Annotated in this window: 4 protein-coding genes; 3 read left to right on the top strand and 1 reads right to left on the bottom strand. The window is 76.0% G+C overall.

The features are described 5' to 3' along the window. Positions 1 to 2: 2 nt before the first annotated feature. Complete coding sequence (locus tag AB0F03_RS15790) at positions 3 to 2,144, bottom strand: SpoIIE family protein phosphatase (protein ID WP_361991319.1); 2,142 nt, start codon at positions 2,142 to 2,144, stop codon at positions 3 to 5. Between the two features lie 1,413 nt (positions 2,145 to 3,557). Between AB0F03_RS15790 and AB0F03_RS15785 the strand changes: the two genes are divergently transcribed. From AB0F03_RS15785 to AB0F03_RS15775, 3 genes are all read left to right on the top strand, one after another. Further along, on the top strand, positions 3,558 to 4,766 hold the full coding sequence (locus AB0F03_RS15785) for a cytochrome P450 (protein WP_361991316.1): 1,209 nt from the start codon (positions 3,558 to 3,560) through the stop codon (positions 4,764 to 4,766). A 99-nt stretch (positions 4,767 to 4,865) separates the two neighbouring features. Continuing rightward, positions 4,866 to 6,218 carry a serine hydrolase domain-containing protein gene (locus tag AB0F03_RS15780; protein WP_361991313.1) on the top strand — a complete coding sequence of 451 codons (1,353 nt, stop codon included), beginning with the start codon at positions 4,866 to 4,868 and terminating at the stop codon, positions 6,216 to 6,218. A 307-nt stretch (positions 6,219 to 6,525) separates the two neighbouring features. After that, positions 6,526 to 25,944, top strand: coding sequence for a non-ribosomal peptide synthase/polyketide synthase (locus AB0F03_RS15775; RefSeq protein ID WP_361991310.1), 19,419 nt, complete (start codon positions 6,526 to 6,528; stop codon positions 25,942 to 25,944).

Here is a 25,944-nt window from a genome sequence, read left to right as displayed (position 1 = left end):
CGTCAGCGGTCGTCACGTGCCCGCAGCAGCAGCACCGCCACGTCGTCCACCCGCTCCCGTGCCGCCGCACTGTGCCGGACCACCTCGTCCGCGAGATCCTCCAGCGGCCGGTCGCCGGTCTCGGCGAGCAGCCCGCCCAGGCCGGCCAGCGCGTCCTCGATGTCGACACCCGGGGACTCCACCAGACCGTCGGTGTACAGGACGAGCACCGAACCGGGAGCCAGGGACACCTCGGTCGTCGGGTACACCGCGGACGCTTCGATCCCCAGCAGCGGCCCGCCGGCCAGGTCCAGCACCCGTACCCGCCCGTCCGGCCGTCTCAGCAGCGGCGGCGGATGGCCCGCCCGCGCCATGACGGCCCGCCCGCGCGCCGGATCGAGCCGCAGGTACAGACAGCTGGCGAACAGTTCCGTGCCGAGGTCGATCAGCAGCCGGTTGGTGCTGCTCATCACCTCGTGCGGCGCCTGCCCCACCGTGGTGAACGCCCGGACCCCCGTGCGGATCTGCCCCATCAGGCCGGCCGCGGTCACGTTGTGCCCCTGTACGTCCCCGATCACCGCCGCCGCCAGCGGCCGGGTCGGCACCAGGTCGTAGAAGTCGCCGCCGATGTCCATGCCGTGCGTGGCCGGAAGATAGCGCGCCGCCGCCTCGATGCCGGGCGGTGGCGTCAGCGAACTCGGCAGCAGGGCCTGCTGGAGGCCGTGTGCCAGCCGGAGCTTGGCGTCGTAGAGCAGGGCGCGCTCCAGGGCCTGTGCGATCAGCCCGCCGAGCGAGGTCAGCACCGCCCGCTCGTCGGCGGGGAAGGCGTGCGCTTCGGCGTAGGCCAGCACACAGGTGCCGACCGGCCGGCCGGACGCGATCAGCGGCAGGTACGCCCAGGCAGCGAAGCCGTCCGGGGTCCCGTGGCGGTCCGGATACAGCCGCTCCAGTTCCTCCCGGGACGCGAAGAACGCCGGTACCCCGCTGTTCAGCGCCTGCGTCTCCGGGGCCCGCCCGGACAGCGGCAGCCTGCCGGACCGCTCCGCGACGCGCGGGTCCGGGTAGCCGCGGTGCCCCAGCACGTGCAGCCGGCCGCCCTGTGCCCGCAGGAGCGCCAGGGCCCGGCTGCCGACGGCCGGGGCCACTTCGTCCCAGACCAGCTGCACCACGTCCTGCACCCCCACCGCCTCGGTCAGCGCGCCCGCCAGACTCAGCAGCTGGGAGATCGTCACCAGCCGGGACGGGCCCGGGTCCGCCTGCGGAGCGGCGCGGGCCAGCTCCGCCACCGCCCGGGCCCGGCTGATGCGCACGCTCAGCCCGTTCGTGCTCGGATAGAGCCGGAAGGACAGCCAGTCGCCCGGCGGGCGCAGCGCCACGAACGACGTCACCTGCTGGCTGAGCAGTGCCGCCCGGTACCGGTCCTCGTACACCGGGTCCTTCAGCCAGGGCACCGACACCCAGGGCAGTGTGCCGAGCAGCTCCCCGGCCGGTCTGCCGAGCAGTTCGGTGGCGGCCGTGTTCACGAACCCGATCCGGCCGTGCAGATCCAGCGACACCAGCCCGTACGGGAGCCGGGACACCATCCGCGCCGCCTCCACCGAGCCCAGCGTGCCCGCCACGACCGAGAACGGCGCCGCGAGCACGTCCGGCTCATGGCCCAGCGGACTGTTCTCCTCCGCGGCCCCCTCCAGCCGCAGCGCCAGCCGGTCGCAGGCTTCCGTCAGCCGGTCCCGCTCCCAGTCCGACAGCTCCGGCGGATGCGCGCCCGGCCAGGTCACGAACACCGCGCCGTACACCGCGCGCCGGGTCGCCAGGGGTGCCGCGGCCAGCGCGAACGGGTACGGCAGCACCACTGAGATCCGGGGATAGCGGCGGGCCATCTGATCCTCGCCGCCCACCCACACCAGCCGCCGCTCGCGCACCGCGTCCGCGACCGGGATCGGCGCGCTCAGCCCGACCCGTTCCCAGGGCGCCGCGAACGCCCGTGGCATGCCGGCCATCACGGCCATCTCCAGGACCGGCTCGTCGGGCCGGAGCAGATACACCGCGCCGGAGTGCGCGTGCATCTCCTCCAGCATCGTGGCCAGCGCGAGCGACAGCACCGGCCGGCCGGCCGACGGCCCGTCGGCCGCCCGCACCCGTTCCGGTTCCGGCCCGTCGGACACGCCGACCACCTCCTCGTACGGCCGCGCGTCGCATCCCGGGGACCAGAGTCCCTCGCGGCGGCGCCCCGCGCACGGTGAGCGTCCGGGTGTACCCGGGAACGCGCCCCCGAAGGCGGATGGCTCCGCATACCCCGCGAGGCCGCTTCCCATGCCTGGGCGCGACCGGGTGAGGCGCGGGCGGGCGCGACGGACGGGCCGGCGGCGGGAAACGGCCACGTCCGCGGAGGCGACGCGCCGGGCGGCCTCGGGCGGCTCCTGGCCGCCAGCGCGAGCCCGGCGCGGCGACGCGCACGGCCGGCACCCGGGTCCGGCACCCGTGTCCAGCACGCGGCACGGCGTGTTCCCTTCCCCCGACGCCGGGGACGCCGGGCGGGGGGCGTGGGCCGCCGCGGCAGGAGCACGAGGTGGTGTACGTGGCGGGAGTGTGCGCCCCTGCCGCGCCTCAATGGCTGATTCCTTTCGGCGGGGCCGCGACCGGGCCGGGCGCGCCGGGGGCCGACCGGTGCCGGGCGGCGGGGGCGCGCCGGTGCGGCCGGATCGCGCCGGTGGCCGGCCGGAGCCGGCGGTGTCGTGTTCCGGTCCCGGCCCGGGTGCCGGTCCGGGCCTCTTCCACCGGCCGAATCGTCGTCCCAGATCAGGGGGCAGGTCCGGCCAACCGCCCGGCGGTGGGCCCGAGTTCCCGCGCGGTGAGCGCGCCGGCCCCGCAGGAGCCCGGGTGTGGGTCCAGCGGCATCTTTTTCCGGCGTGCGGGGTTTGCGGGAGGGTGACGGGGGCACACGCGGCAGCGGCGATCCGGCCGCAGTGTGTACTGCGGCGGGGCCCCGCCGAAGCCGCCGAACGGTGACGTGATTGCATCGCATGATCACTCTCCGTTCAACTTCAGGGGGTTGCTTACGGGTGACTCACCGTGAAGACTGTGGCCGAGTTCCATCGAAACGAAGGTGATGTGGAGCGCGGATCATGCCAATCATGGGGCGGCATGGGCTGAAGCTGCGTATTCTCACACCGCGTTTCGGGCAGTCGGAGCCGGGTGCTCCGCTGCCCGTACACGAGCCGGTAGGGCCCGTGCGCTTGGCGCGCGGGAGGTATCGCCGAGGGGGATGAGTCATGTCGGGTTGGTCTGCCGCACGCCGGTATTCGCCGCGGGGCCGTGGCCGGCCGCGAAGCCACGGTGTCCCGCACCGGACCTGCTGAGGACCTGAGGTCCGTCCCGGCACCGGTCCGACGGCGGCCGGCCGCCCGGCCGCGCACGAGGAAGCCACGCGGGTCACGCGCTCCTCCCGCCGGGAACACGTTCCAGTGGTAGTGGCCGAGCCGCGCCCGGACCGCCCCGCCCTCGTGTCGTCGGCCTCCCGTACCACCCCTGTCCGCGCGACTCCTCCGTGCCGCGCACGCCGCTACCAAGGAGACAAGGTGATAGGTAAGCAACCGACGGGCGAGCAGCTCCTGTTGGAGGTGTTACCCGACCGCTGGCGGGGCTTACGCGAGAAGGGGCCGGTGCGCTACGACGAGGCGCAGGGGGTGTGGCAGGTCCTCGACCACGCGAGCGTCGCCACCGTGCTCGCCGATTCGGCGACGTACTCCTCGGACTTCTCCTCCCTCGCCCCCACCCAGGCCGACTTCGAGACCTTCCGGCAGGGCAACTTCGTCGGCATGGACCCCCCGGAACACCGCAAGCTGCGCACCCTGGTGAGCCAGGCGTTCACCCCGCGGGTCGTGCAGGGGCTCGGGCCCCGCATCGAGGCCGTCTGCGCGCGACTGCTGGACGCCGTAGCGGACCGGGACCGCTTCGACCTGGTCGACGCGCTGGCCTATCCGCTCCCCATCATCGTGATCGCCGAACTGCTCGGCATCCCCGCCGAGGAACACCGGCTCTTCCAGGAGTGGGCGAGCGTCCTGTTCGGCGGCGACCAGCTCGGCGAAGCCCCCGACATGGCCGACCTGGAACGCGCCCTGGAGGCCATCGCCCCCACGGTGCGCGAGATGAACGGCTACATGCTGGACCACATCCGCGCCCGCCGTGCCGCCCCCGGGGACGACCTCACCAGCAGGCTCATCGCCGCCGAGGTCGACGGCGTCCGCCTCGCCGACCAGGAGATGGTCGGATTCGTGGCCCTCCTGCTCGTCGCCGGGCACATCACCACCACCGCGCTGCTCGGCAACGCCGTCGTCACCTTCGACCTGCACCCCGGCACGGACGCCGCGCTGCGCGCCGATCCCGCGGGGATCCCGGCCGCCGTCGAGGAGGTGCTGCGCTGGCTGCCCCCCTTCCCGGAGCTGGGCCGCCGGGTCACCCGCCCGGTCGCCCTCGGCGGTCAGGAGATCCCGGCGGGCGCCCTGCTGATGACCCACCTCGGGGCCGCGAACCGGGACCCCGCCCGCTTCGACGACCCCGACGTCCTCGACCTGACGCGGAACCCCAACCCGCATCTGACCTTCGGGCACGGCATCCACTTCTGTTTCGGCGCGCCCCTGGCCCGGCTGGAAGCGCGGATCGCTCTTCACATGTTGCATGAACGATTCCGCATCCTGACGGTCCCCTCCCACGAGGACATCGTCTTCCAGAACCCGGCCGTCATCATCGGCGTACGGCATCTGCCCGTCGAGGTCAGCAGGCCGTAACCCGAGCACGCACGCATTCCCGGCCGGCCCCCGCTCAGCTCTCCAGGGCCGCACCGGCACACCCGCACATGAGACCCACCCAACGGGAGTCCCCTTCTCATGCCGTACTCCATCCCTACCGCCCCGGCCGCCTCCTGGACGCCCTCGCTGTTAAGGGCGGAGCTCCAGGACCGCCTCGACACGCTCGCCCGGACCCACCGGGTACCCGGCGCCCAGCTCGTCCTGGACACCGGCACCGACCTCATAGCCGTGCACACCGGCCTCGCCGACGCGGCGACCGGCACGCCCTTCACCCCGGACACGGCCGTCCCCCTGGGGTCGCTCACCAAGCCCTACACCGCCGCCCTCGTCATGCTGCTGGCCGACGACGGCGACCTCGACCTGGACGAGTCCGCCGCCGGGCAGCTCCCGGAACTGAGAGACACGCCCGGGGTGACGATCCGCCAGCTGCTCAGCCACACCGGCGGTCTGCCCACCGGGCCCGACTCCGACACCGCCGCCGGGACCACCGCCGCCCGCTGCCTCGCGGCCGTCTGCACCGCCCGCGACCTGCTGTTCGCCCCGGGCACCGACTTCTCCTACTCCAACGCCGGCTACGTCGCCGCCGGCCGCCTGGCCGAGACCGTCACCGGCATGCCGTGGCACGAGGCGGTGAGCGCACTGCTCCTCGAACCGCTCGGCACGGTACCCGCGTTCATCGGCGACAGCGCGCCGCGCCGTGCCGTCGCCGCCGGCCACGCGGTCAACACCGCGACAGGTCGGCCCCGTCCGGCCCGGCAGACCCTGGCACCGCTGGAGGCACCGGCCGGTGCTCTGCTGGCGAGCGCCCTCGACCTGGCCGCGCTCGGCAACGCGCTGATCGGACGCTCCGACGTCCTGCCGCCCGCCGTCACCAAGGAGATGCGCCGCCCCGAGACCGCCGCCCGCCCCGGCGCACTGGCCGACGGCTGGGGCCCCGGTCTCGCCCTGTACCGGCAGGACGACCGCGTGTGGTGCGGCCACGACGGCAACGCCCAGGGCACCTCCTGCCACCTGCGGGCCGACCCGGAGAGCGGGATGGTGGTCGCCTTCACGGGCAACGCCGCGAGCGCCACCGCCCTCTGGCGCGACCTCACCGGCGAACTGGCCGGGCTCACCGGCGTCCGGGTGCCCGCCGCCGCCCAGGACACGGACCGGGGCCGGCCCGTGGCCCTGCCCGAGTGCCTGGGCAGCTACCGCAACGGCACCACGACGTACCGCGTCGCACCCGGGCCGGACGGCACGCCGGCCCTGTCCGTAGACGGCGACCTGGCCCTCCCGCTGGTCTGCTACGCCGACCTCACGTGCGACCTGGTCGACCCGGCCACCGGCCGCCTCGAACCCGGCGGCCGCTTCCACCGCGATCCCGCCACCGGCCGGATCGACCGGGTCCAGATATCCGGGCGCACGGCACGCCGCACCGACGACGGCTGAGGCGCGCGCACCGCCGGACCCGGCGGCCGGTCACCGGCCAGGTGGCCCACGTCCCCGGACCGCGAGCCCGTCCCCGGTCCCCGCGCCGGCCGGCACCACCGGTGGCCGGCACGCACCGCCGCCGGACTGCCACCGGCCCGCACACGCCGATGCCGGATCACCGCCCCGGCCCGCAGTTCCCGCACCGTCGCGCACGCCCGCCGTGCCGCCGTGACCCACCGCACCGCCCCGCGGTGGGGCGCGCCGCTGCCCGCGTCCGCCTCCGCTGCCCGCGCCGTACCGTCCCGCCCTCCTAAGGACTTCACCCATGACGGACCTGAACGACAAGCCCGCGCCGGCGTCCTCCCTGCCGCGGGCCGGTGACACCGCCGGGGCGCCGGAGAGCGCCGCGGCCACGGCGTACCCGACGCTCGGCGAGCTGTTCAGCGCGTGGGTGACCCGCACCCCGGACGCACCGGCCCTCACCGACGGCCGACGGACCTGGACCTACCGGGAGCTGTCCGCCCGCGCCGACCGGCTGGCCGGGTACCTGACGCGGCACGGGGCGGGCCCCGACCGGGTGGTGGCGCTCGTGCTGCCGCGCTCCATGGAGCTGATAGCGGCCGAGCTGGCCGTCGCCCGGGCGGGAGCGGCCTTCCTGCCCGTGGACCCCGCCTACCCGGCGGACCGCCGGGCGCTGATGCTCACCGACGCGGCACCCGCGGTCGTCCTCGACGACCCGCGGCGGACCGGCGAACTGCTGGACGGCGCGGACGCCGCCGAGCACCCGGCCGGCGCCGACACCGGGGTCGGGGCCGACCACGCCGCCTACGTCATCTACACCTCCGGATCCACCGGCACCCCCAAGGGCGTGACGGTCACCCACCGCGGCATCGGCGGCTTCACGGCCGCCGCCGCCGAGCGGTACGCCGTCGGCCCCGGCGACCGCGTGCTCCAGTTCTCCTCACCCAGCTTCGACGCCTCCGTCCTGGAGCTGTGCGTCTCCGTCCTGTCCGGTGCCACGCTCGTCGTACCGCCGCACGGGCCCTGGCTCGGCGACGAACTCGCCGCCGTCGTGGACGAGCACCGCATCACCCACGCCCTCATCCCGCCGGCCGCGCTGGCCACCCTCCCCGACCCGGGGGAGGGCACCGCGCGATCGCTGCGCACCCTGATCGTGGGTGCCGAGGCATGCCCGGCCGGGCTCGTCGACCGCTGGGCCCCTGGCCGCCGCATGGTCAACTCCTACGGCCCGACCGAGGCCACCATCGTGGCCACCTGGACCGGGCCCCTCACCGCCGGCCGGGGCACCCCGACGATCGGCGACGCGCTGCCGCATACCCGGGTGTACGTCCTCGACACCGCGATGCGGCCCGTGGCGCCCGGCACGGACGGCGAGTTGTTCGTGGGCGGCGACGCGGTGGCCCGCGGCTACCTGGGCCGGCCGGGCCTGACCGCCGCCCGCTTCGTCGCCGACCCCTTCGGCCCGCCCGGAGCCCGCCTGTACCGCACCGGCGACCGGGTGCGCCGGACCGCCGAGGGGGAACTGGAGTACCTGGGCCGGCTGGACCGGCAGGTGAAGATCCGCGGCTTCCGGATCGAACCCGGCGAGATCGAGGCGGCCCTGCGCCGGCTGGCCGGGGGCGCCGTCGGCGAGGCCGTGGTCGTGGTCCGCGAGGACGAACCTGGCCACCGCCGCCTGGTCGCGTACGTCACCCCGAACGATCCGCGCGGGTCGGCCGAGACCGGGGTCGCGGTGGATTCCCTCGGGGCGGCTCAGGCCGGGGGTGCGGCGGGTTCCGCCGGGTCGGCCGGTTCCGGGGACGTGGTGGCGTCCTCCGGGTCGGCCGGTTCCGGGGACGTGGTGGCGTCGTCCGGGACGGCCGGGGCCCGGAGCGCCGGGGCGTCGTCCGGGACGGCCGGTTCCGGGGACGGGCCGGCTGCCTCGGCGGGGGCCGTCGGCGAGGTGGCCGAGTCCGAGGGTGTGGTGGCGTCCTCCGGGTCGGCCGGTTCCGGGGACGTGGTGGCGTCGTCCGGGACGGCCGGGGCCCAGAGCGCCGGGGCGTCCTCCGGGACGGCCGGTTCCGGGGACGGGCCGGCTGCCTCGGCGGGGGCCATCGGCGGGGTGGCCGAGTCCGAGGGTGTGGTGGCGTCCTCCGAGGCGGCCGGTTCCGCCGACGTGGTGGCCGGCTCGGCCGGGGCCGTCGGGGAGGCGGTCGCCGGCGAGGTGGGCGAGTCCGATGGCGCCGTGGAGTCCTCTGAGGCGGCGTTCCCCGGCACGGGGGCCGAGTCCGTTGGCGCAGGGGTCGCCAACGGGGCCGCCGGGGCCGGGAGAAGACCCGGTGCCGTGGGTGAGGACCGGCCCTCGGGTTCGCCGGCCGTGGGTCACCCACCCGTCTCCTCCGGCCCCTCCGCTTCCGTGGAACACCCCGGCACCGCCGGTGTCCCCACCCCCGCCCGCCCCCTCGACCCGGCCACGTTGCGGGCCGCCCTCGTCGCTGTGCTGCCCGGGCACATGGTGCCGGCCGCCGTCGTGGTGCTGGAGCGGATGCCGCTCACCCCGCAGCACAAGATCGACCGACGGGCCCTGCCCGCTCCGGAGCGGGCGTCCACGGCGGGCCGCGTGCCGCCCCGTTCCCCCCGGGAGCGCTCCCTCGCCGCGATCTGGGCCGACGTCCTGGGCGTCGACGGGATCGGTGTGACGGACAACTTCCTGGACCTGGGCGGTGACTCGGTTCTCGCCGCGCGCGCCCTGTCCCGCATCCGGGACGAGCTGGGAGTGCGGCTGACCGTACGCGACGTCTTCACCGCCCGTACGGTCGCCGCCCTGGCGCCCCTGCTCGGCGACCCGTCCGCCGCCGCCCCGCCGGACCCGATCCCGCCGGCCCCCGCCGGCGGCGTCCTGCCGCTGTCCAGCGCCCAGCGCCGGCTGTGGTTCCTGGACGACCTGACCGACGGCGGCACCGAGTACAACACCGGCGTGTCCCTGCGGCTGCGCGGCGCGCTCGACGAGGACGCGCTGCGCCGGTCCCTGCACCGCCTCGCCGCCCGGCACGCCTCGCTGCGCACCACGTTCACCACCGTCGACGGACAGGGCGTCCAGCGCGTCGCGGCCGACCCCGACCTGCCCCTGCGGACGGCCGACCTCACGGGCGTACCCGGGGCGCGCCGGGCCGAGGCGGCCGAGGAACTGCTCACCGGGGAGCTGTGCAGCCCCTTCGACCTGGAGGCGGGCCCGCTCACCCGCGCGCTGCTCGTCCGCCTCGCCGAGGACGACCACCTGCTGCTGCTGGCCCAGCATCACATCGTCACCGACGGCTGGTCGGTGGGCGTCCTCACCCGGGAACTCGCCGCCCTCTACCGCGCCGAGGCCACCGGCGAGCCCGACGGGCTGCCCCGGCCCGCCGTGCAGTACCCGGACTTCGCCGTGTGGGAGCAGGGGCAGCGGGCCGGGAACGCCGGAAACGCCGGGAACGCCGAAAATACAGACGCCGCTGACCTGGCCTACTGGAGACGGCACCTGTCGGACCTCCAGCAGCTGGAGCTGCCCACCGACCGGCCGCGTCCGGCGGTGCGCACCACCGCCGGGGCGGCACACCACCACCGTCTCCCCGCGGAGCTGACGGCCCGGCTGCGGCATCTGGCGACGGGCCGCGGCACGACCGTGTTCACCCTGTTCGCGGGGGCCGCGGCGCTGCTGTTCGCCCGCTACTCGGGGCAGCGGGACGTGGCGTTCGGCACCGTCACCAACGGGCGGGGCCGCCGGGAGCTGGAGGACGTGCCGGGGTTCTTCGCCAACACGGTGGTGCTGCGCACGGACGTGGACGAGCGGGTGACCGTCGACCGGTTCGTGGAGGGCATGCGGACCACGGTGCTGGACGCCTTCGCCCACGACGGCGTGCCGTTCGACCGGGTGGTGGAGGAGCTGGCGCCCACCCGGGACCCCAGCCGGACCCCGCTGGTGCAGGCGCTCGTCGTCCAGCAGACGCCCCTCGGCGTGCCGCCCCTCGCCGGCGGCCTGCGTCTGGAGGAGCATCCGCTGCCCCGCCCGGCCGCCCGCTTCGACCTGGTCCTGGAGTTCACACCGGACGCCGACGGCGGCTGCGCGCTGACCGTCGAGTACAACACGGACCTGTTCGAGGCGGTGACCGTGGCCCGCCTGACCGGTCATCTGCACCGCCTGCTGGCGGGCATGGCGGACGGCCCGGGCCGCACGCTGACCGAGCTGCCCATGCTGTCGGCCGCGGAGCGGCACACCCTGGTGGACGCCTGGAACCCGCCCGCGCGCCGGAGCCGGGACACCGGGGACGTCACGCTGCCCGGGCTGTTCCGCGCCCAGGTCGCCCGGACCCCCGGCCGGACCGCCGTCGTCTGCGGCCCCGACCGGCTCGACTACGCCGAGACCGACCGGCGCGCCGGCCGACTGGCGCGGCTGCTCGTCGCGCGCGGCGCCGGCCCGGAGACCCTGGTCGCGCTGTGCCTGCCGCGCTCGGTCGACCTGGTGCCCGTGCTGTGGGCGGTGCTGAAGTCGGGCGCGGGCTATCTGCCGGTGGACCCCGCCTATCCCGCCGAGCGGATCCGCTTCATGCTGGACGACGCCCGGCCCGCCCTCGTCCTCGCCACCCGGGACACCGCGTCCGCCCTGCCCGAGGACTGCGTCCCGCTGCTGCTGGAGGACTGCGCCGGCCAGGACGTGCCCGACCCGGACCTGGCCGACGCCGACCTGACCGACGCCGACCGGATCCGGCCGCTGCTGCCGGACCATCCCGCGTACGTCATCTACACCTCCGGTTCCACCGGGCGCCCCAAGGGGGTCGTGGTCACCCATCGCAGTGTCGCCGCGCTGGCCGCCTGGGCGGGGGAGCGGTTCGGACCCGACGGGCTCGCCCATGTGATCGCCTCCACCTCCCTCAACTTCGACGTCTCGGTCTTCGAGCTGCTGTGCCCGCTGCTGGCCGGCGGCTCCGTGGAGGTGGTCGCCGACCTGCCGGCCCTCGCCGACACGCCGGCCCCGCGCAGCGCCGGGCTGCTCAGCGGAGTGCCCTCCGTCGTCTCCCGGCTGGTCGCGGGCGGTACGGCACCCGTGACGGCGGACACCGTCGTCCTGGCCGGTGAGGCCCTGCCCGCGCAGACGGTGCACGACGTGCGCGCCGCCATGCCCGCGGCCCGGATCGCCAACATCTACGGCCCCACCGAGGCCACCGTGTACGCCACCGCGTGGTTCGCCGACGGCCGGCTGCCGGAGCAGTCCCCGCCCATCGGCGAACCCGTGGCCGTGACCCGGGCGTACGTCCTGGACGGCGCCCTGCGGCTCCAGCCGCCCGGTGTCACGGGCGAGCTGTATCTCGGGGGCGGCGGCCTGGCGCGCGGCTACCTGAACCGTCCGGGACTGTCCGCCGCCCGCTTCGTCGCCGATCCGTTCGGCGCGCCGGGTGAGCGCATGTACCGCACCGGCGACCTGGTGCGCCGGCGGGCCGACGGCCGGCTGGAGTACCTCGGCCGGATCGACCAGCAGGTCAAGGTGCGCGGCTTCCGGATCGAACTGGGCGAGGTGGAGGAGGCGCTGCGCCGCTGCGCCGGCGTGGCCGAGGCGGCGGCCACCGCGGCCGACACCGACGGCCACCGGCGCCTCGCCGGCTACGTCGTCCCGGCCCCCGGAGCGCGGGTCGACCCCGAGGCCGTACGCCGGGAACTGGGCCGTACGCTGCCCGACTACATGGTCCCGGCGGTCGTCGTCGTGCTGGACGACCTGCCGCTCAACCCCAACGGCAAGATCGACCGCGGGCGCCTGCCCGACCCCGGCCCCGCCGTGCGGGCCGTACGGCACGTCGCCCCCCGCACTCCCACCGAGCACGCCCTCGCCGCGATCTGGGCGGACGTGCTGCACGTGGAGCGGATCGGCGTCGACGACAACTTCTTCGAACTCGGCGGCGACTCCATCCTCAGCATCCAGGTGGTGGCCCGGGCCCGGCAGGAGGGCCTGATGCTGACCTCCCGGGACCTCTACCAGCACCAGACGGTCGCCGCCCTCGCCCGCCGCGCGGACGCCGCCGGAAGCTCCCGCGCCGCGGCCCCGGCCCCGGAGGCGGCCACCGGAGCGGCCCCTCTGACACCGATCCAGCACTGGCTGTTCGGCACGGCCGCCGAGCGGGCGGCCCACTTCGCGCAGGCGCTGTCCGTCCAGGTGCCCGACGACCTGGACGCGGCGGCACTCGAGGACGCGCTGAACGACCTGGCCGCCCATCACGACGCCCTGCGCTCCCGCTTCACCGCCGGCGACGGCACCCCGCGGGTCGGCTGGGCCGTCGCGGACCGGGCGCCCCGGATCGTCCTGGGCCGGCACACCGGCCCGGACCAGGACACCCCCCACTTCGGCTCCTTCGACCTCGCCGCGGGGCCGCTGCTGCGGGCCGTGCTGCACGACCGCGGCCCCGGCCTGCCGCGGGTCCTGCACCTCGCCGTGCACCACCTGGTGGTCGACGGCGTGTCCTGGCGGATCCTGCTGGACGACCTGGACACCGCCTACCGGGCCCGCCGCGCGGGCGACGACAGCGCGGCGGCCCTGCCCGCGAAGTCCACCCCCGTACGGCAGTGGGCGCGCCGGCTGCACGCGCACGCGGCGGACGGCGGCTTCGACGACGAGCGGGAGTACTGGGCCCGGGAGGTCCCGGACACCGCTCCCGCCGTGCCCCAGGACACGGACGGCGCCAACACCTACGCCTCCCAGCGCGCGGTCACCGTCCGTCTGAGCCCCGAGGACACCGCGGTCCTGCTGCGCACCCTGCCCGAGACCTACCGCACCCAGGTCAACGACGTGCTGCTCGGCGCCCTCGGCCGCGCCCTGTGCGCCGGGACCGGGCGGGAACGCGTGGTGGTCGACGTCGAGGGCCACGGCCGCGAGGAACTCTTCCCCGACCTGGACCTCAGCCGCACGGTCGGCTGGTTCACCACCCGTTACCCCGTCGCCCTCACCGTGCCCGGGGACGCCGGCTGGGACACCGTCCTGAAGGGGGTCAAGGAGCAGCTGCGCGCCGTACCCCGGCACGGCCTCGGCCACGACGCGCTGCGCCACCTCGCCGCTCCCGGTGCCGCGCCCGGCACCCCGCACGCCCAGATCAGCTTCAACTACCTGGGCCGGATGGGGCTGCCGGACGGCGGCGACGGACTGTACCGGGGCACCGTCCGGCCGCTGGAGCTGGACGCCGACCCGGCCGCCGAGCGCCCGCACGCCCTGGAGGTCGTCGGCCACCTCGACGGCGACCGCCTGGAGTTCACCTGGTTCTACTCCGACCGGCTGCACCGGCAGGACACGGTCCGGGCCCTCGCGGACCGCTTCGCGGACGCGCTGACGGACCTCGCCCGGTACGCCGCGTCACCGGGCGCCGCCGGACGCACCCCGTCCGACTTCCCGCTGGCCCGGCTCGACCAGGCCGCCGTGGACCGCGTCACCGGCGCGGACCCGGCCGCCGTGGCGGACGTCCTGCCCCTCACGCCGACCCAGGCGGGCATGCTCTTCCACGGGCTCTCCCAGGACGACCGAGGCGTCTACTTCCAGCAGCTCACCTTCGTCCTGGACGGCGTACCGGACCCGGAGGCCCTCGCCGCCGCCTGGCAGCACGTGACCGACCGCACCGAGGTGCTGCGCGGCCGGGTCGTCTGGCAGGACATACCCGAGCCGCTGCTGGTGGTGCAGCGCCACGCGGCCCTGCCGGTCACCCACCTGGACTGGCGCGACCTGACCGAGGACGAGCGCCGCGCCCGGCTGGACGACGTCCTGGCCCACGACCGCGCGGACGGCATCGACCTGACCCGGGCCCCCCTCCAGCGCCTGCTCCTCGCCCGCGTGTCCGGCACCGCCGTGCGCGTGGTGTGGTCCTTCCACCACCTGCTCCTGGACGGCTGGAGCCTGTTCCAGGTCCTCACGGACGTCTTCGCCCGGCACGCCGGCACCGCGCCGGAGACCGGCCGGGACCGCCCGCCCTACCGCGACTACCTGGCCTGGCTGCGCGGACGCGACACGGCCGAGGCCGAACGGCACTGGCGGCACCGCCTGTCCGGCCTGACCGAGGCCACGCCTTTGCCGTACGACCGCGAGCCGCGCGAGAGCCACCGCGCCGAGTCCACGCACGAGGTCCGGGCCACCGTGCCCGCCGCCGCGACCCGGGCGCTGGAGGAGCTGGCGCGCACCTCGGGCCTGACCCTGAACACCCTCGTGCAGGGCGCCTGGGCGCTGCTGCTGGGCCGTCAGGCGGGCCACGACGAGGTGGTGTTCGGCACCACCGTGTCCGGACGGCCGCCCGAGCTGCCCGGCTCCGACGCCATGACCGGCCTGTTCATCACCACCCTGCCCACCCGGGTCGCCGTCCCGGACCGGGGCACCCTCGTGGACTGGCTGCGCGCCCTGCAGCGCGACCAGAGCGAGGACCGGCGCTTCGACCACGTACCGCTCACCCGGATCCGGACGTTCACCGGACTACCGGAGCGGGTCGGCCTGTTCGACAGCATCGTCGTCTTCGAGAACTACCCGGTGGACGACGGTCTCGCCGCCGCCCACGGGCTGCGCCTCAGCGGCCTGGAGGGCATCGAGACCACCAACTACCCGCTGAGCCTGACCGCCTACCCCGGCCCGGAGCTGACCCTGCGCCTCGGCTACGACCCGGAACTGTTCGACACCGGCACCGCCGAGCGGCTGGCCGAGTACCTGACCGTGCTGCTCACGGGCATGCCCGGCGCGTCCCCGCGCCCGCCCGCCCGGCTGTCGCTGCTCGGCCCGGACCGTCGCGAACAGGTGCTGCACGCCTGGAACGACACCGCCACCGACCTGCCCGACACCACCGTCGCCGGCCTCTTCGCCGCCCAGGTGCGCCGCACCCCCGACGCGGTGGCGCTGGAGGCCGGCACCGAGCGCGTCACCTACCGGGAGCTCGACGCGCGGTCGGCGCGCCGGGCGGCCCGGCTGGCCGCGCTCGGCGTACGGCCGGAACGCCCGGTCGGCGTGCTCGTGGACCGCTCCGTGGAGCTGGTCGTCGCCCAGCTGGCCCTCGTCCGCACCGGCGGGGTGTACGTCCCGCTGGACGGCCGGGCACCGCGCGAGCGGCTGCGCCGGATGCTGGCCGAGGCCGGGGCGGACCTGCTGCTCACCGACGCCACGTGGGAGGAGACCGCCCGCGACCTGCTGCCGGACGACCGCGTCCTGCGGGTCGACGTCCCGGCCGGGGCCGACCACCCCGCGCCCGCCCACGCCGTCCACCCCGACAACGTCCAGTACCTGATGTTCACCTCGGGCTCCACCGGCGTGCCCAAGGGGGTCGCGGTGCGCCAGCGGGACGTCGTCGCGCTCGCCCTCGACCGGGCCTTCACCGGGCACGACCGGGTCCTCGTGCACTCCCCGCACGCCTTCGACGCCGCCACCTACGAGGTGTGGGTGCCGCTGCTGCGCGGCGGCACGGCCGTCCTCGCCCCGCCCACCGACCTGGACGCCGCCGCCGTCCGCCGTGCCGTCACCGAACAGGGCGTCGGCTGCCTGTGGCTCACCGCCGGGCTGTTCCGCCTCCTCGCCCAGGAGGACCCGGGCTGCCTGCGCGGCGCCCGGGAGGTGTGGACGGGCGGCGAGGCCGTGCCGGGGGCGGTCGTGCGCCGGGTGCTGGACGCCTGTCCCGGCCTGACCGTCGTGGACGGCTACGGCCCCACCGAGACCACCACCTTCGCCACCCGCCGCGTCTTCCGCGCCGGCGACCCGCTGCCCGCCGTGCTGCCCATCGGACGCCCGCTGGACAACACCCGCGTGTACGTCCTGGACGGCGCCCTCCAGCCCCAGCCGCCGGGTGTCCCCGGCGAGCTGTACATCGCCGGCGCGGGACTCGCCCGCGGCTACGCCGGCCGGCCCGGTGCCACCGCCGCCCGCTACCTCGCCGACCCCTTCGGACCGGCCGGCGCGCGGATGTACCGCACGGGTGACGTCGTGCGCTGGAGCGCCGACGGCGAACTGCACTTCGTCGGCCGCGCCGACGACCAGATCAAGATCCGCGGCTTCCGCGTCGAACCCGCCGAGATCGAGGCCCGGCTGACCGCCCACCCCGGCATCGCCGAGGCCGTCGTGTCCCTGTACGAGGACGCGGGCCGCAAGCGGCTGGCCTCCCACCTCGTGCCGGCCGAGGGCGCCGCGGTGCCCTCCGCCGCCGCACTGCGCGACCACCTGGCGGCCGGGCTGCCCGACTACATGCTGCCCGCCGCGTTCGTCACCGTGTCCGCGCTGCCCCTGACCGCCAACGGCAAGGTCGACCGGCGGCGGCTGCCCGCCCCCGACTGGTCGGCGGGCGCCGAGGACGCCTACCGGGCCCCGCGCAGCGAGGCCGAGCGGCTGCTCGCCGGGATCTGGGCCGACCTGCTCGGCGTGGAACGGGTCGGCGTGGACGACAACTTCTTCATGCTGGGCGGCGACTCCATCCTCAGCATCCAGGTCGTCTCCCGCGCCCGCGCCGCGGGCCTCACCCTCACCCCGCGCGACCTGTTCCGGCGGCCCACGGTGGCCGGGCTGGCCGCCGGTGGGGCCGCCGCACCCGCCGTCGCCGGCACCGGGCCGGTCAGCGGCGAGGCGGACCTCACCCCCATCCAGCACTGGTTCCTCGACCCGCGGCCCGCCCGGGCCGGGTTCTTCAACCAGTCCGTCGTCATCGAGGCCGCCGGCCCGGTCGACGAGGACGCCCTGCGTCGCGCCCTCACCGCCCTGTGGACCCACCACGACGCCCTGCGCGCCCGGTTCCACCTCGACGGCGACGGCACCTGGCGCCAGCACGTACCGGCCGCCGACGGCCCGGTCCCCGAACTGCTCCGGGTGCACGGTCCGGAGGCCGAGGAACACGTCACGGCGGCGACCCACGCCGGACTGGACCTCGCCACCGGACCCCTGTGCGCCGCCCGCCTGTTCACCGCCGACGGCACCCGGCCCGCCCGGCTGCTGCTCGTCGTCCACCACATGGTCGTCGACGGCGTCTCCTGGCGGATCCTGCTGGAGGACCTGGAGACCGGCTACCGGCAGGCCGCGGCGGGCGAACCCGTACGGCTGCCCGCCCGCACCACCTCCGTGCACGAGTGGGCGCACCGGCTGCGCGAGCGCGCCGGGACCGGCTTCGCCGCCCGGCGCGACCACTGGGAGGAGACCGCCCGGCACTGCGCCACCCCGCTGCCCGCCGACGGCGACGGCGACGCCACCATGGCCGGCGTCCGCGAGGTCAGCGTGCGCCTGGACCGCGGGCGCACCGACGACCTGCTGCGCCGCGTCCCCGGCGCCTACCGCACCCGGATCGACGACGTCCTGCTCACCGCGCTGGGCCGGGTCCTGGCCGACTGGACCGGACGCGCCACCGTCGCCGTCGGCCTGGAGGGGCACGGCCGCGAGGACCAGCTGTTCGAGGACGTCGACCTGTCCCGCACGGTCGGCTGGTTCACCTCCCTGTACCCGGTCGCCCTCACCGTCCCGGCGGGCGACTGGGGAGCCGCCCTGAAGTCGGTCAAGGAGCAGCTGCGGGCCGTACCCGACCGGGGCCTCGGCTACGGCGTCCTGCGCCACCTCGCCCGCGACGCGGCCCTCACCGGCACCCCGATGCCCGGCATCAGCTTCAACTATCTCGGCCGCTTCGACTGGTCCGCCGGCGGCGGCACCCTGATCGGCGCGGTGCCCGGCGGACTCGGTGGAGCGGAGGCACCCGGCACCGAACGGCCGCACCTGCTGGACGTGATCGCCCGCGTCGAGGACGACGAGCTGGAGATCACCTGGCACTACAGCCCCGGACGGCACCACGAGGACACCGTCACCGCGCTCGCCGAGGGCATGCTGCGGGCGCTGGAGGAGCTCGTCGCGCACTGCGCCCGGCCCGGCGCGGGCGGCCGTACGCCCTCGGACTTCCCGCTGGCCCGGCTGGACCAGTCGGCCGTGGACCGGATCGCCGGCGACGGACGCGAGGTCGCGGACGTGTACCCGCTGACGCCGATGCAGGCGGGCATGCTCTTCCACAGCCTGCTGGACCCCGACGGCCGCACCTACGTCAACCAGGTGCAGCTGGTGCTGTCCGGCGTCACCGACCCGCAGGCCCTCGCCACGGCCTGGCAGCACACCGCGGACGCCAACCCGGTCCTGCGCACCGGCCTCGTCTGGCAGGAGACCGCCGAACCGCTCCAGGTCGTGCGGCACCGGGCCACCGTGCCCGTCACCCACCACGACTGGTCCGGAGAACCCGCCGACCGGGGCGCGCGCGACCTGGACCGGCTGCTGGCCGAGGACCGGGAGGCGGGCATCGACCTCGGCACGGCGCCCCTGATGCGGCTGATGCTGATCCGGCTGGCACCGGACCGGGTGCGCCTGGTGTGGACCTTCCACCACGTCCTGCTCGACGGCTGGAGCGCGGCCCAGGTCTTCGACGAGGTCTGCGAGCGGTACGCGGCCCTGACCTCCGGGCGCCCCCCGCGGCCGACCGAGCGCCGGCCCTTCGCCGACTACCTGCACTGGCTGGCCGGGCAGGACACCGGCCAGGCCGAACGGTACTGGCGCGAGACCCTCGCCGGTTTCCAGGCCCCCACCGAGCTGCCCCGCGACCGACGGCCCGCCCAGGCCCACCGCGACGCCTCCTCCGGGACGGTGCGGGTGACCCTCGGCCGGGACGTCTCGGCGCGGCTGCGGGAGACCGCCCAGCGGGCGGGACTGACCCTCAACACCGTCCTCCAGGGCGCGTGGGCGCTGCTGCTGGCCCGCTACGGCGGCGGTGACGACGTGGTGTTCGGCACCACCGTCTCCGGCCGGCCCGCCGGCCTGCCCGGCGTCACCTCGATGGTCGGCCTGTTCATCAACACCCTGCCCACCCGGGCACGCGTCGACGGACGGCGCCTGCTGCCGGACTGGCTGCGCGACCTCCAGGCCGCCCAGTCGGAGGCCCGGCGTCACGACTTCGTCTCGCTGGCCCAGGTGCAGTCCTGGAGCGAGGTGCCCGGCGGCACCAGCCTGTTCGACTCCATCGTGGTGTTCGAGAACTACCCGTTCGACGAGGGCTCGCTCGCCCGGCACGGCCTGGCCATGGAACAGGAACGGGACCTGGAGCCGACGAACTACCCGCTCAGCGTGGTCATCGCGCCCGGCGACAGCCTGGCCGTGAACCTCGACTACGACCCCGGAGCGTTCGACCCGGCGACGGTCGAGGCGCTCGGTGAGAGCCTGCGCACGCTGCTGACCGGGATGGCCACCGACCCCGACCGCCGCCTCGCCGACCTGCCCCTCCTGGACCCGGCCGGCGGCCGGGACCTCGTCGGCCGGTTCGGCGGACCCGTACGGGAGGCGCCGCGGGACACCCTGCCCGAGGCGTTCCGGCGGCAGGCCGAGCGCACCCCGCACGCCCCGGCCGTCCGCCACGGCGACGCGTGCCTCACCTACCGCGAACTCGACGCCCGCTCCAGCCGGCTGGCCCGGCGGCTCATCGCGGCCGGCGCGGGACCCGAGCGCTTCGTCGCCCTGTGCCTGCCCCGCACCGAGGACCTGGTCGTGGCGCTCCTGGCCGTGCTCAAGAGCGGCGCCGCCTATCTGCCGGTCGACCCGCAGTACCCGGCGGAGCGCGTGGCGTTCCTCTTCGAGGACGTACGGCCCGACGCCGTGATCACCAGCGCGGCGACCGCCGGACGGCTGCCCGAGGGCCCGTACACCCGGATCCTGCTCGACCAGGACCAGGACCAGGACCAGGACCAGGACCAGGACCCTGCCGCGGCCGTCCCGGACCCGCCCGTCGGCGACGGCGAGCGGCGCGGCCCGCTGCTGCCCGGCCACCCGGCCTACGTCATCCACACCTCCGGCTCGACCGGTCGCCCCAAGGGCGTCGTCGTCACCCACGCGTCGGTGCTGGCCCTGACCGACTGGGCCGCAACCGAGTTCACCGGCCGGGGACTGGCCCACGTCGTGGCCTCCACCTCCCTCAACTTCGACGTGTCGGTCTTCGAGATCTTCTCCCCGCTGCTGTCCGGCGGCTGCGTCGAGATCGTCCGCGACCTGCTGGCCCTGGCCGAACGCCCCGGACCCTGGCGGGCCGGACTGCTCAGCGCGGTGCCCTCCGCCCTGGACCGGCTGCTCGCGGAGGACGCCGTACAGGTCGGCGCGGACACGGTCGTCCTCGCGGGGGAGGGGCTGCCCGCCCGCACCGTACGCCGGGTCCGTGAGGCCGTCCCCGGCTGCCGGGTCATGAACATCTACGGCCCCACCGAGGCGACCGTCTACGCCACCGCCTTCACCTGCGACCCGGCCGACCCCGACCGCGACCCGCCGATCGGCCGCCCCGTGGGCGGCGCCCGCGCCTACGTCCTGGACCCGCACATGCGCCCGGTCCCCGCAGGCGCGCCCGGCGAACTGTTCCTCGCCGGCACCGGCGTCGCCCGCGGCTACCTGGGCCGTCCGGGCCTGACCGCGTCGCGTTTCCTGCCCGACCCCTTCGGCCCGCCCGGCGCCCGCATGTACCGCACCGGCGACCTGGTCCGCTGGACGGCCGACGGCGACCTGCGCTACCTCGGCCGCGGCGACGACCAGGTCAAGGTGCGCGGCTTCCGCATCGAACTCGGCGAGCTGGAGGCCGCGCTGACCCGGCACCCGGCCGTCGCCGCCGCGGCGGCCCGGGTGGTCGAGCACGCCGGACACCGCCGGCTGGTCGGCTACGCGGTACCCCGCGGGACCGCCCTGCCGGACCCCGCCGAACTGCGCGCCTTCCTCGCCCACAGCCTCCCCGACCACCTCGTCCCCGCCCTGATCGTGCCGCTGGACCGGCTGCCGCTCGGCGCCACCGGCAAGCTCGACCGGCGGGCGCTGCCCGCACCGCGGTGGGCCGCCCAGGCCGCCGGCACCGCCCGGCCGCCGCGCACCGAGGCGGAACAGACCCTCGCGGCGATCTGGTGCGAGGTGCTCGGCGTGCCCGAAGTCGGCGCCGACGACAACTACTTCACCCTCGGCGGCGACTCCATCCTCGGCATCCAGATCGTCTCGGCCGCCCGCCGCGCCGGTCTCGCCCTGACCCCCCGGCACCTGTTCACCCACCAGACCCTCGCCGAACTCGCCGCTGCGGCAACCGAGTTCCACGAGTCCGCTGTCACCGCCGAGCAGGGGCCCGTCGTCGGCGACGCTCCGCTCACCCCCGTACAGCACTGGCTGTTCGACACCCTGACCGGCGACCCCGCGCACTTCAGCCAGACGGTCTCCTTCGAGCTGGCCGAGGACCCCGGCGAGCCGTTGCTGCGCGCCGCGCTGGCAGCCGTACTGGAGCACCACGACGCGCTCCGCATGCGCTTCGAACCGGCCGGGGACGGGCGCCGGCGGCAGTACGGCACCCCGCCCGGCGACGACGCCCCGCACCTGGAGGTGCACGACCACGCGGCCGTGCCCGAGGTGGCCGCCGCCCTCGCCGCCGGCTTCGACCTGGCCGCCGGGCCGCTGCTGCGGGCCGCGCTGTGCCGTCCCGGGGACGGCGGCCGGCCGGTGCTGCTGCTCGCCGCGCACCACCTGGTCGTGGACGCCGTGTCCTGGCGGCTGCTCCTGGAGGACCTGGACACCGCCTACCGCGCCCTGCGGGACGGCGAACGGCCCGACCTCGGCGCCAAGAGCACCTCGTTCGCGGCCTGGGCCCGGCGGCTCGCCGCCCACACCGCGGCGGGCGGTTTCGACGGCGAACTCGCCCACTGGCGCGACCTGGACGCCGGCACCGCCCTGCCCGCCGACCACACCGGCGGTGCGAACACCGCCGCCGTCGAGGAGAGCGTGACCACCGCCCTCGGCGCCGAGGACACCCGCCGGCTGCTCCAGGACGTGCCGGAGGCGTACCGCACCCGCGTCAACGACGTCCTGCTGTGCGCGCTGGGCCGGGTCCTGGCCCGCTGGACCGGCCGGGACCGGGTCGCGGTGACCCTCGAAGGCCACGGCCGCGAGGAGCTGTTCGACGACATCGACCTGGCCCGCACCGGTGGCTGGTTCACCGCGATGTACCCGGTCGCCCTGGACGTGCCCCGCGACGCGGACACCGGCACCGTCCTGAAGGCCGTCAAGGAGAACCTGCGCGCCGTCCCGCACGGCGGACTGGGCTACGGCGCGCTGCGCCACCTGCACCCGACGGCCGGCCCCGCCCTGCCCGGCCTGCCCCAGGTCTGCTTCAACTACCTGGGCCAGCAGGACCGGACCTTCGCCCCGGGCGGCCTGCTGCACGCGCCCCACGGCGCGCTCGGCGGCGGCATGGACACCTCCGCCGAACGCCCGCACCTCCTCGACGTGCTGGGCCGGGTGAGCGACGGCCGGCTGGAGTTCACCTGGTCGTACTCCCGCGAGGTGCACCGGCACGACACCGTCGCCCGGCTGGCGGCCGAACTGACCGCCGAACTCAAGGAGATCGTCCGGCACTGCGCCGAGCCCGGCGCCGGCGGCCGTACCCCGTCCGACTTCCCGCTGGCCCCGCTCGACCAGGCCGCCGTGGACCGGCTCGTGGGCACCGGAACGGACGTCGTGGACGTGTATCCGCTCACACCCACCCAGACCGGCATGGTGGTGCACGGCCTGGACGAGGCCGGACACGGCCTGTATGTCGAGCAGATCACCTTCGTGGCGGACGGCGCCCGGGACCCCGGACAGCTGGCTGCCGCCTGGCAGCACGTCGTCGACCGCACCCCCGTGCTGCGCACCTCCGTCGCCCTGCACGGCGTACCCGTGCCCCTCCAGATCGTCCACCGCGACGTGACCCTGCCGGTCACCGAGCACGACTGGAGCGGTGTGCCGGAAGACCGGCGGGAGACCGAGCTGGAGCGGCTGCTCGCCGACGAACGGGCCCGGGGCCTCGCCCTGGACCGGGCCCCGCTGCTGCGGCTCGCCCTGGTCCGGCTCGGCCCGGACGCCGTGCGGGTGGTGTGGACCTTCCACCACGTCCTGCTGGACGGCTGGAGCGTCTTCCACGTCCTGTCCGACGTCATGGCCGCGCACGCCGCCCTGGTCCGCGGCGAGCCGCCCCGGCTGCCCGAACGCAGGCCGTTCGCGGACTACGCCGGCTGGCTGGCCGCCCGCGACACCGGCCGGGCGGCGGAGCACTGGCGCGGCGTCCTCACCGGCCTGAGCAGCCCGACCCCGCTGCCGTACGACCGCAGGCCCGCGCCGGGCACCACGGCACGCTCCGGCACCTGGCTGTCCCAGCGGCTCGGCACCGAGGGGACGAACCGGCTCCAGGAGTTCGCCCGCCGCCACCGCCTCACCCTCAACACCCTGGTGCAGGGCGCCTGGGCGCTGCTGCTGGCCCGGTGGAGCGGGGAGCGGGAGGTGTGCTTCGGCACCACCGTCTCCGGCCGGCCCGCCGACCTGCCCGGCGCCGACACCATCACCGGCCTGTTCATCACCACCCTGCCCGCCCGGACCGCCGTCGACGGCGCCGCGCCCTGCGCCGCCTGGCTGCGCGCCGTGCAGGAGGCCCGGGCCGAGGACCGCCGCCACGACCACATGCCGCTCAACGAGCTGCACGGACTGACCGAACTGCCGCCGGGCACCGAACTGTTCGACAGCCTGGTCGTCTTCGAGAACTATCCCGTCGGCGACGCGACGGCCGGTGCCCACGGACTGACCGTGCGGGACCTGGACGCCCGGGAGGCCACCAACTACCCGCTCACCGTGGTCGTGTCGCCCGGCGACCGGCTCGCCGTCGAACTCGGCTACGACCCACGCTGCTTCGACCCGGCCACCGCAGGCTCCCTGGCCGGCCAGCTGCTGCACACCCTGCACGCCCTGGCCGCCACGGACGGCACCACCCGCCTCGACGACATCGACGTCCTCCCGCCCGCCGAACGGGACCGGCTGCTGCACCCGCCGGCCCGCCCCGCGCGCACGCCGGTACCCGCCGCGACGCTGCCCGCCCTCGTGGAGGCCGCCGTCGACCGGTGGCCGGCCGCCCCCGCCCTCGCCGGACCCGGCACCCTGCTCACGTTCGCGCAGGCCGAGACGGCGGCCAACCGGCTGGCCCATGCGCTCATCGCCCGCGGCGCGGGCCCCGGCGACCTCGTCGCCCTGCTGCTGCCGCGCTCGGCGGACATGGTGCTGGCCCAGCTGGCGGTGGCGAAGACGGGCGCCGCGTTCCTGCCCGTCGACCCCGCCTACCCCGAGGAGCGGATCGCCCTCATGCTGCGGGACGCGGCCCCCGCCCTCACCCTCGACGCCAAGGAGATCGCCGGCCTGCTCGCCGCACCGCCGCACGACACACCCGGACACCGGCCCACCGACGCCGACCGGACCCGCCCGCTCGACCTGGACGACCCGGCCTACGTCATCTACACCTCGGGCTCCACCGGCACCCCCAAGGGCGTCGTCGTCACCCACCGCGGGCTCGCCGCGTTCTCCGCCGCGGAGGCGGCCCACTACCAGGTGGCCCCCGGCGACCGGGTGCTGGCCTTCGCCACGCCCAGCTTCGACGCCTCCGTGCTGGAGCTGTGCATGTCGTTGCCGCACGGCGCCCGTCTGGTCGTCCCCCCGCCCGGCCCGCTGCTCGGCGCCCAGCTGGCCGACGTGCTGCGCACCGAACGCGTCACGCACACCCTGCTGCCGCCGGCCGCGCTCGCCACGCTGCCGCCCGACACCCCCGGCACCCTGCCGGACCTGAAGACGCTGACCGTCGGCGCCGACGCGTGCGGCGCCGAACTGGTCGGCCGCTGGGCCCCGCACCACCGCATGGTCAACTCCTACGGGCCCACCGAGGCCACCGTCGTCGCCACCTGGTCCGCGCCGCTGCGGCCGGACGGCGCCGCCCCGCCCATCGGCCGCCCGCTGCCCGCCACCGGCGCCTACGTCCTCGACGCCCGGCTGCGGCCGGTCCCCGACGGCGTCACCGGCGAACTGTGGCTGTCCGGGCCCGCGCTGGCCCGCGGCTACCTGGGCCGCCCCGGCCTGACCGCCGCCCGGTTCACCGCCGACCCGTTCGGGCCGCCCGGCACCCGCATGTACCGCACCGGCGACCTGGTGCGCCGCGACGCCCACGGCGAACTGCACTACCTGGGCCGCACCGACCACCAGCTCAAGCTGCGCGGCCACCGCATCGAGGCGGGCGAGGTCGAGGCCGTCCTCGCCAGGGACCCGGGCGTGCTGGACGCCGTGGTGACCGTACGGGAGGACGAGCCGGGCCTGCCGCGCCTGGTCGCCCACCTGCTCACGGCACCCGGCGCCGAACCGCCCACCACCGCCGCGCTGCGGACCCTGGCCGCCCGCTTCCTGCCGGGCCACATGGTCCCCACCGCGTTCGTGGTCCTCGACCGCTTCCCGCTCACCGAGAACGGCAAGACCGACCGCGCCGCCCTGCCCGCCCCGGCACCGGCCGAGGAACGGGAACGGGCCGGGTACGTGGCACCCCGCACGCCCACCGAGGAAGCCGTGGCGGCCATCTGGGAGGAGACGCTCGCAACGACCGTGGGCGCCGAGGACGACTACTACCTGCTGGGCGGCGACTCCATGCGCGCCCTGCTCATCGCCTCCCGCGCCAACGACGCGTTCGGCGTCACCCTCACCCCCCGCGACGTCCTCGTCTCCCGCACCGTCGCCGCCCTGGCGGAACTCGTGGAGGACCAGGTGCTGAGCGAACTGGAAGCCGCCGCGTACGGCCACGACGGCGAGGACGGCGCGCACGAGGGCCAGGACGGCCCGCCCGCGGGACACGGCCGTCCCGCCCCTGACGACGAAGACGCCGCGTACGGCGGCCCCGACCACGACGAACGGTGA

The organism is Streptomyces sp. NPDC028722, from assembly GCF_040637655.1.
Lineage (GTDB): Bacteria > Actinomycetota > Actinomycetes > Streptomycetales > Streptomycetaceae > Streptomyces.
Note: the sequence above shows the minus strand (reverse complement) of the source record. Positions and strands in the feature narration are given on the sequence as shown.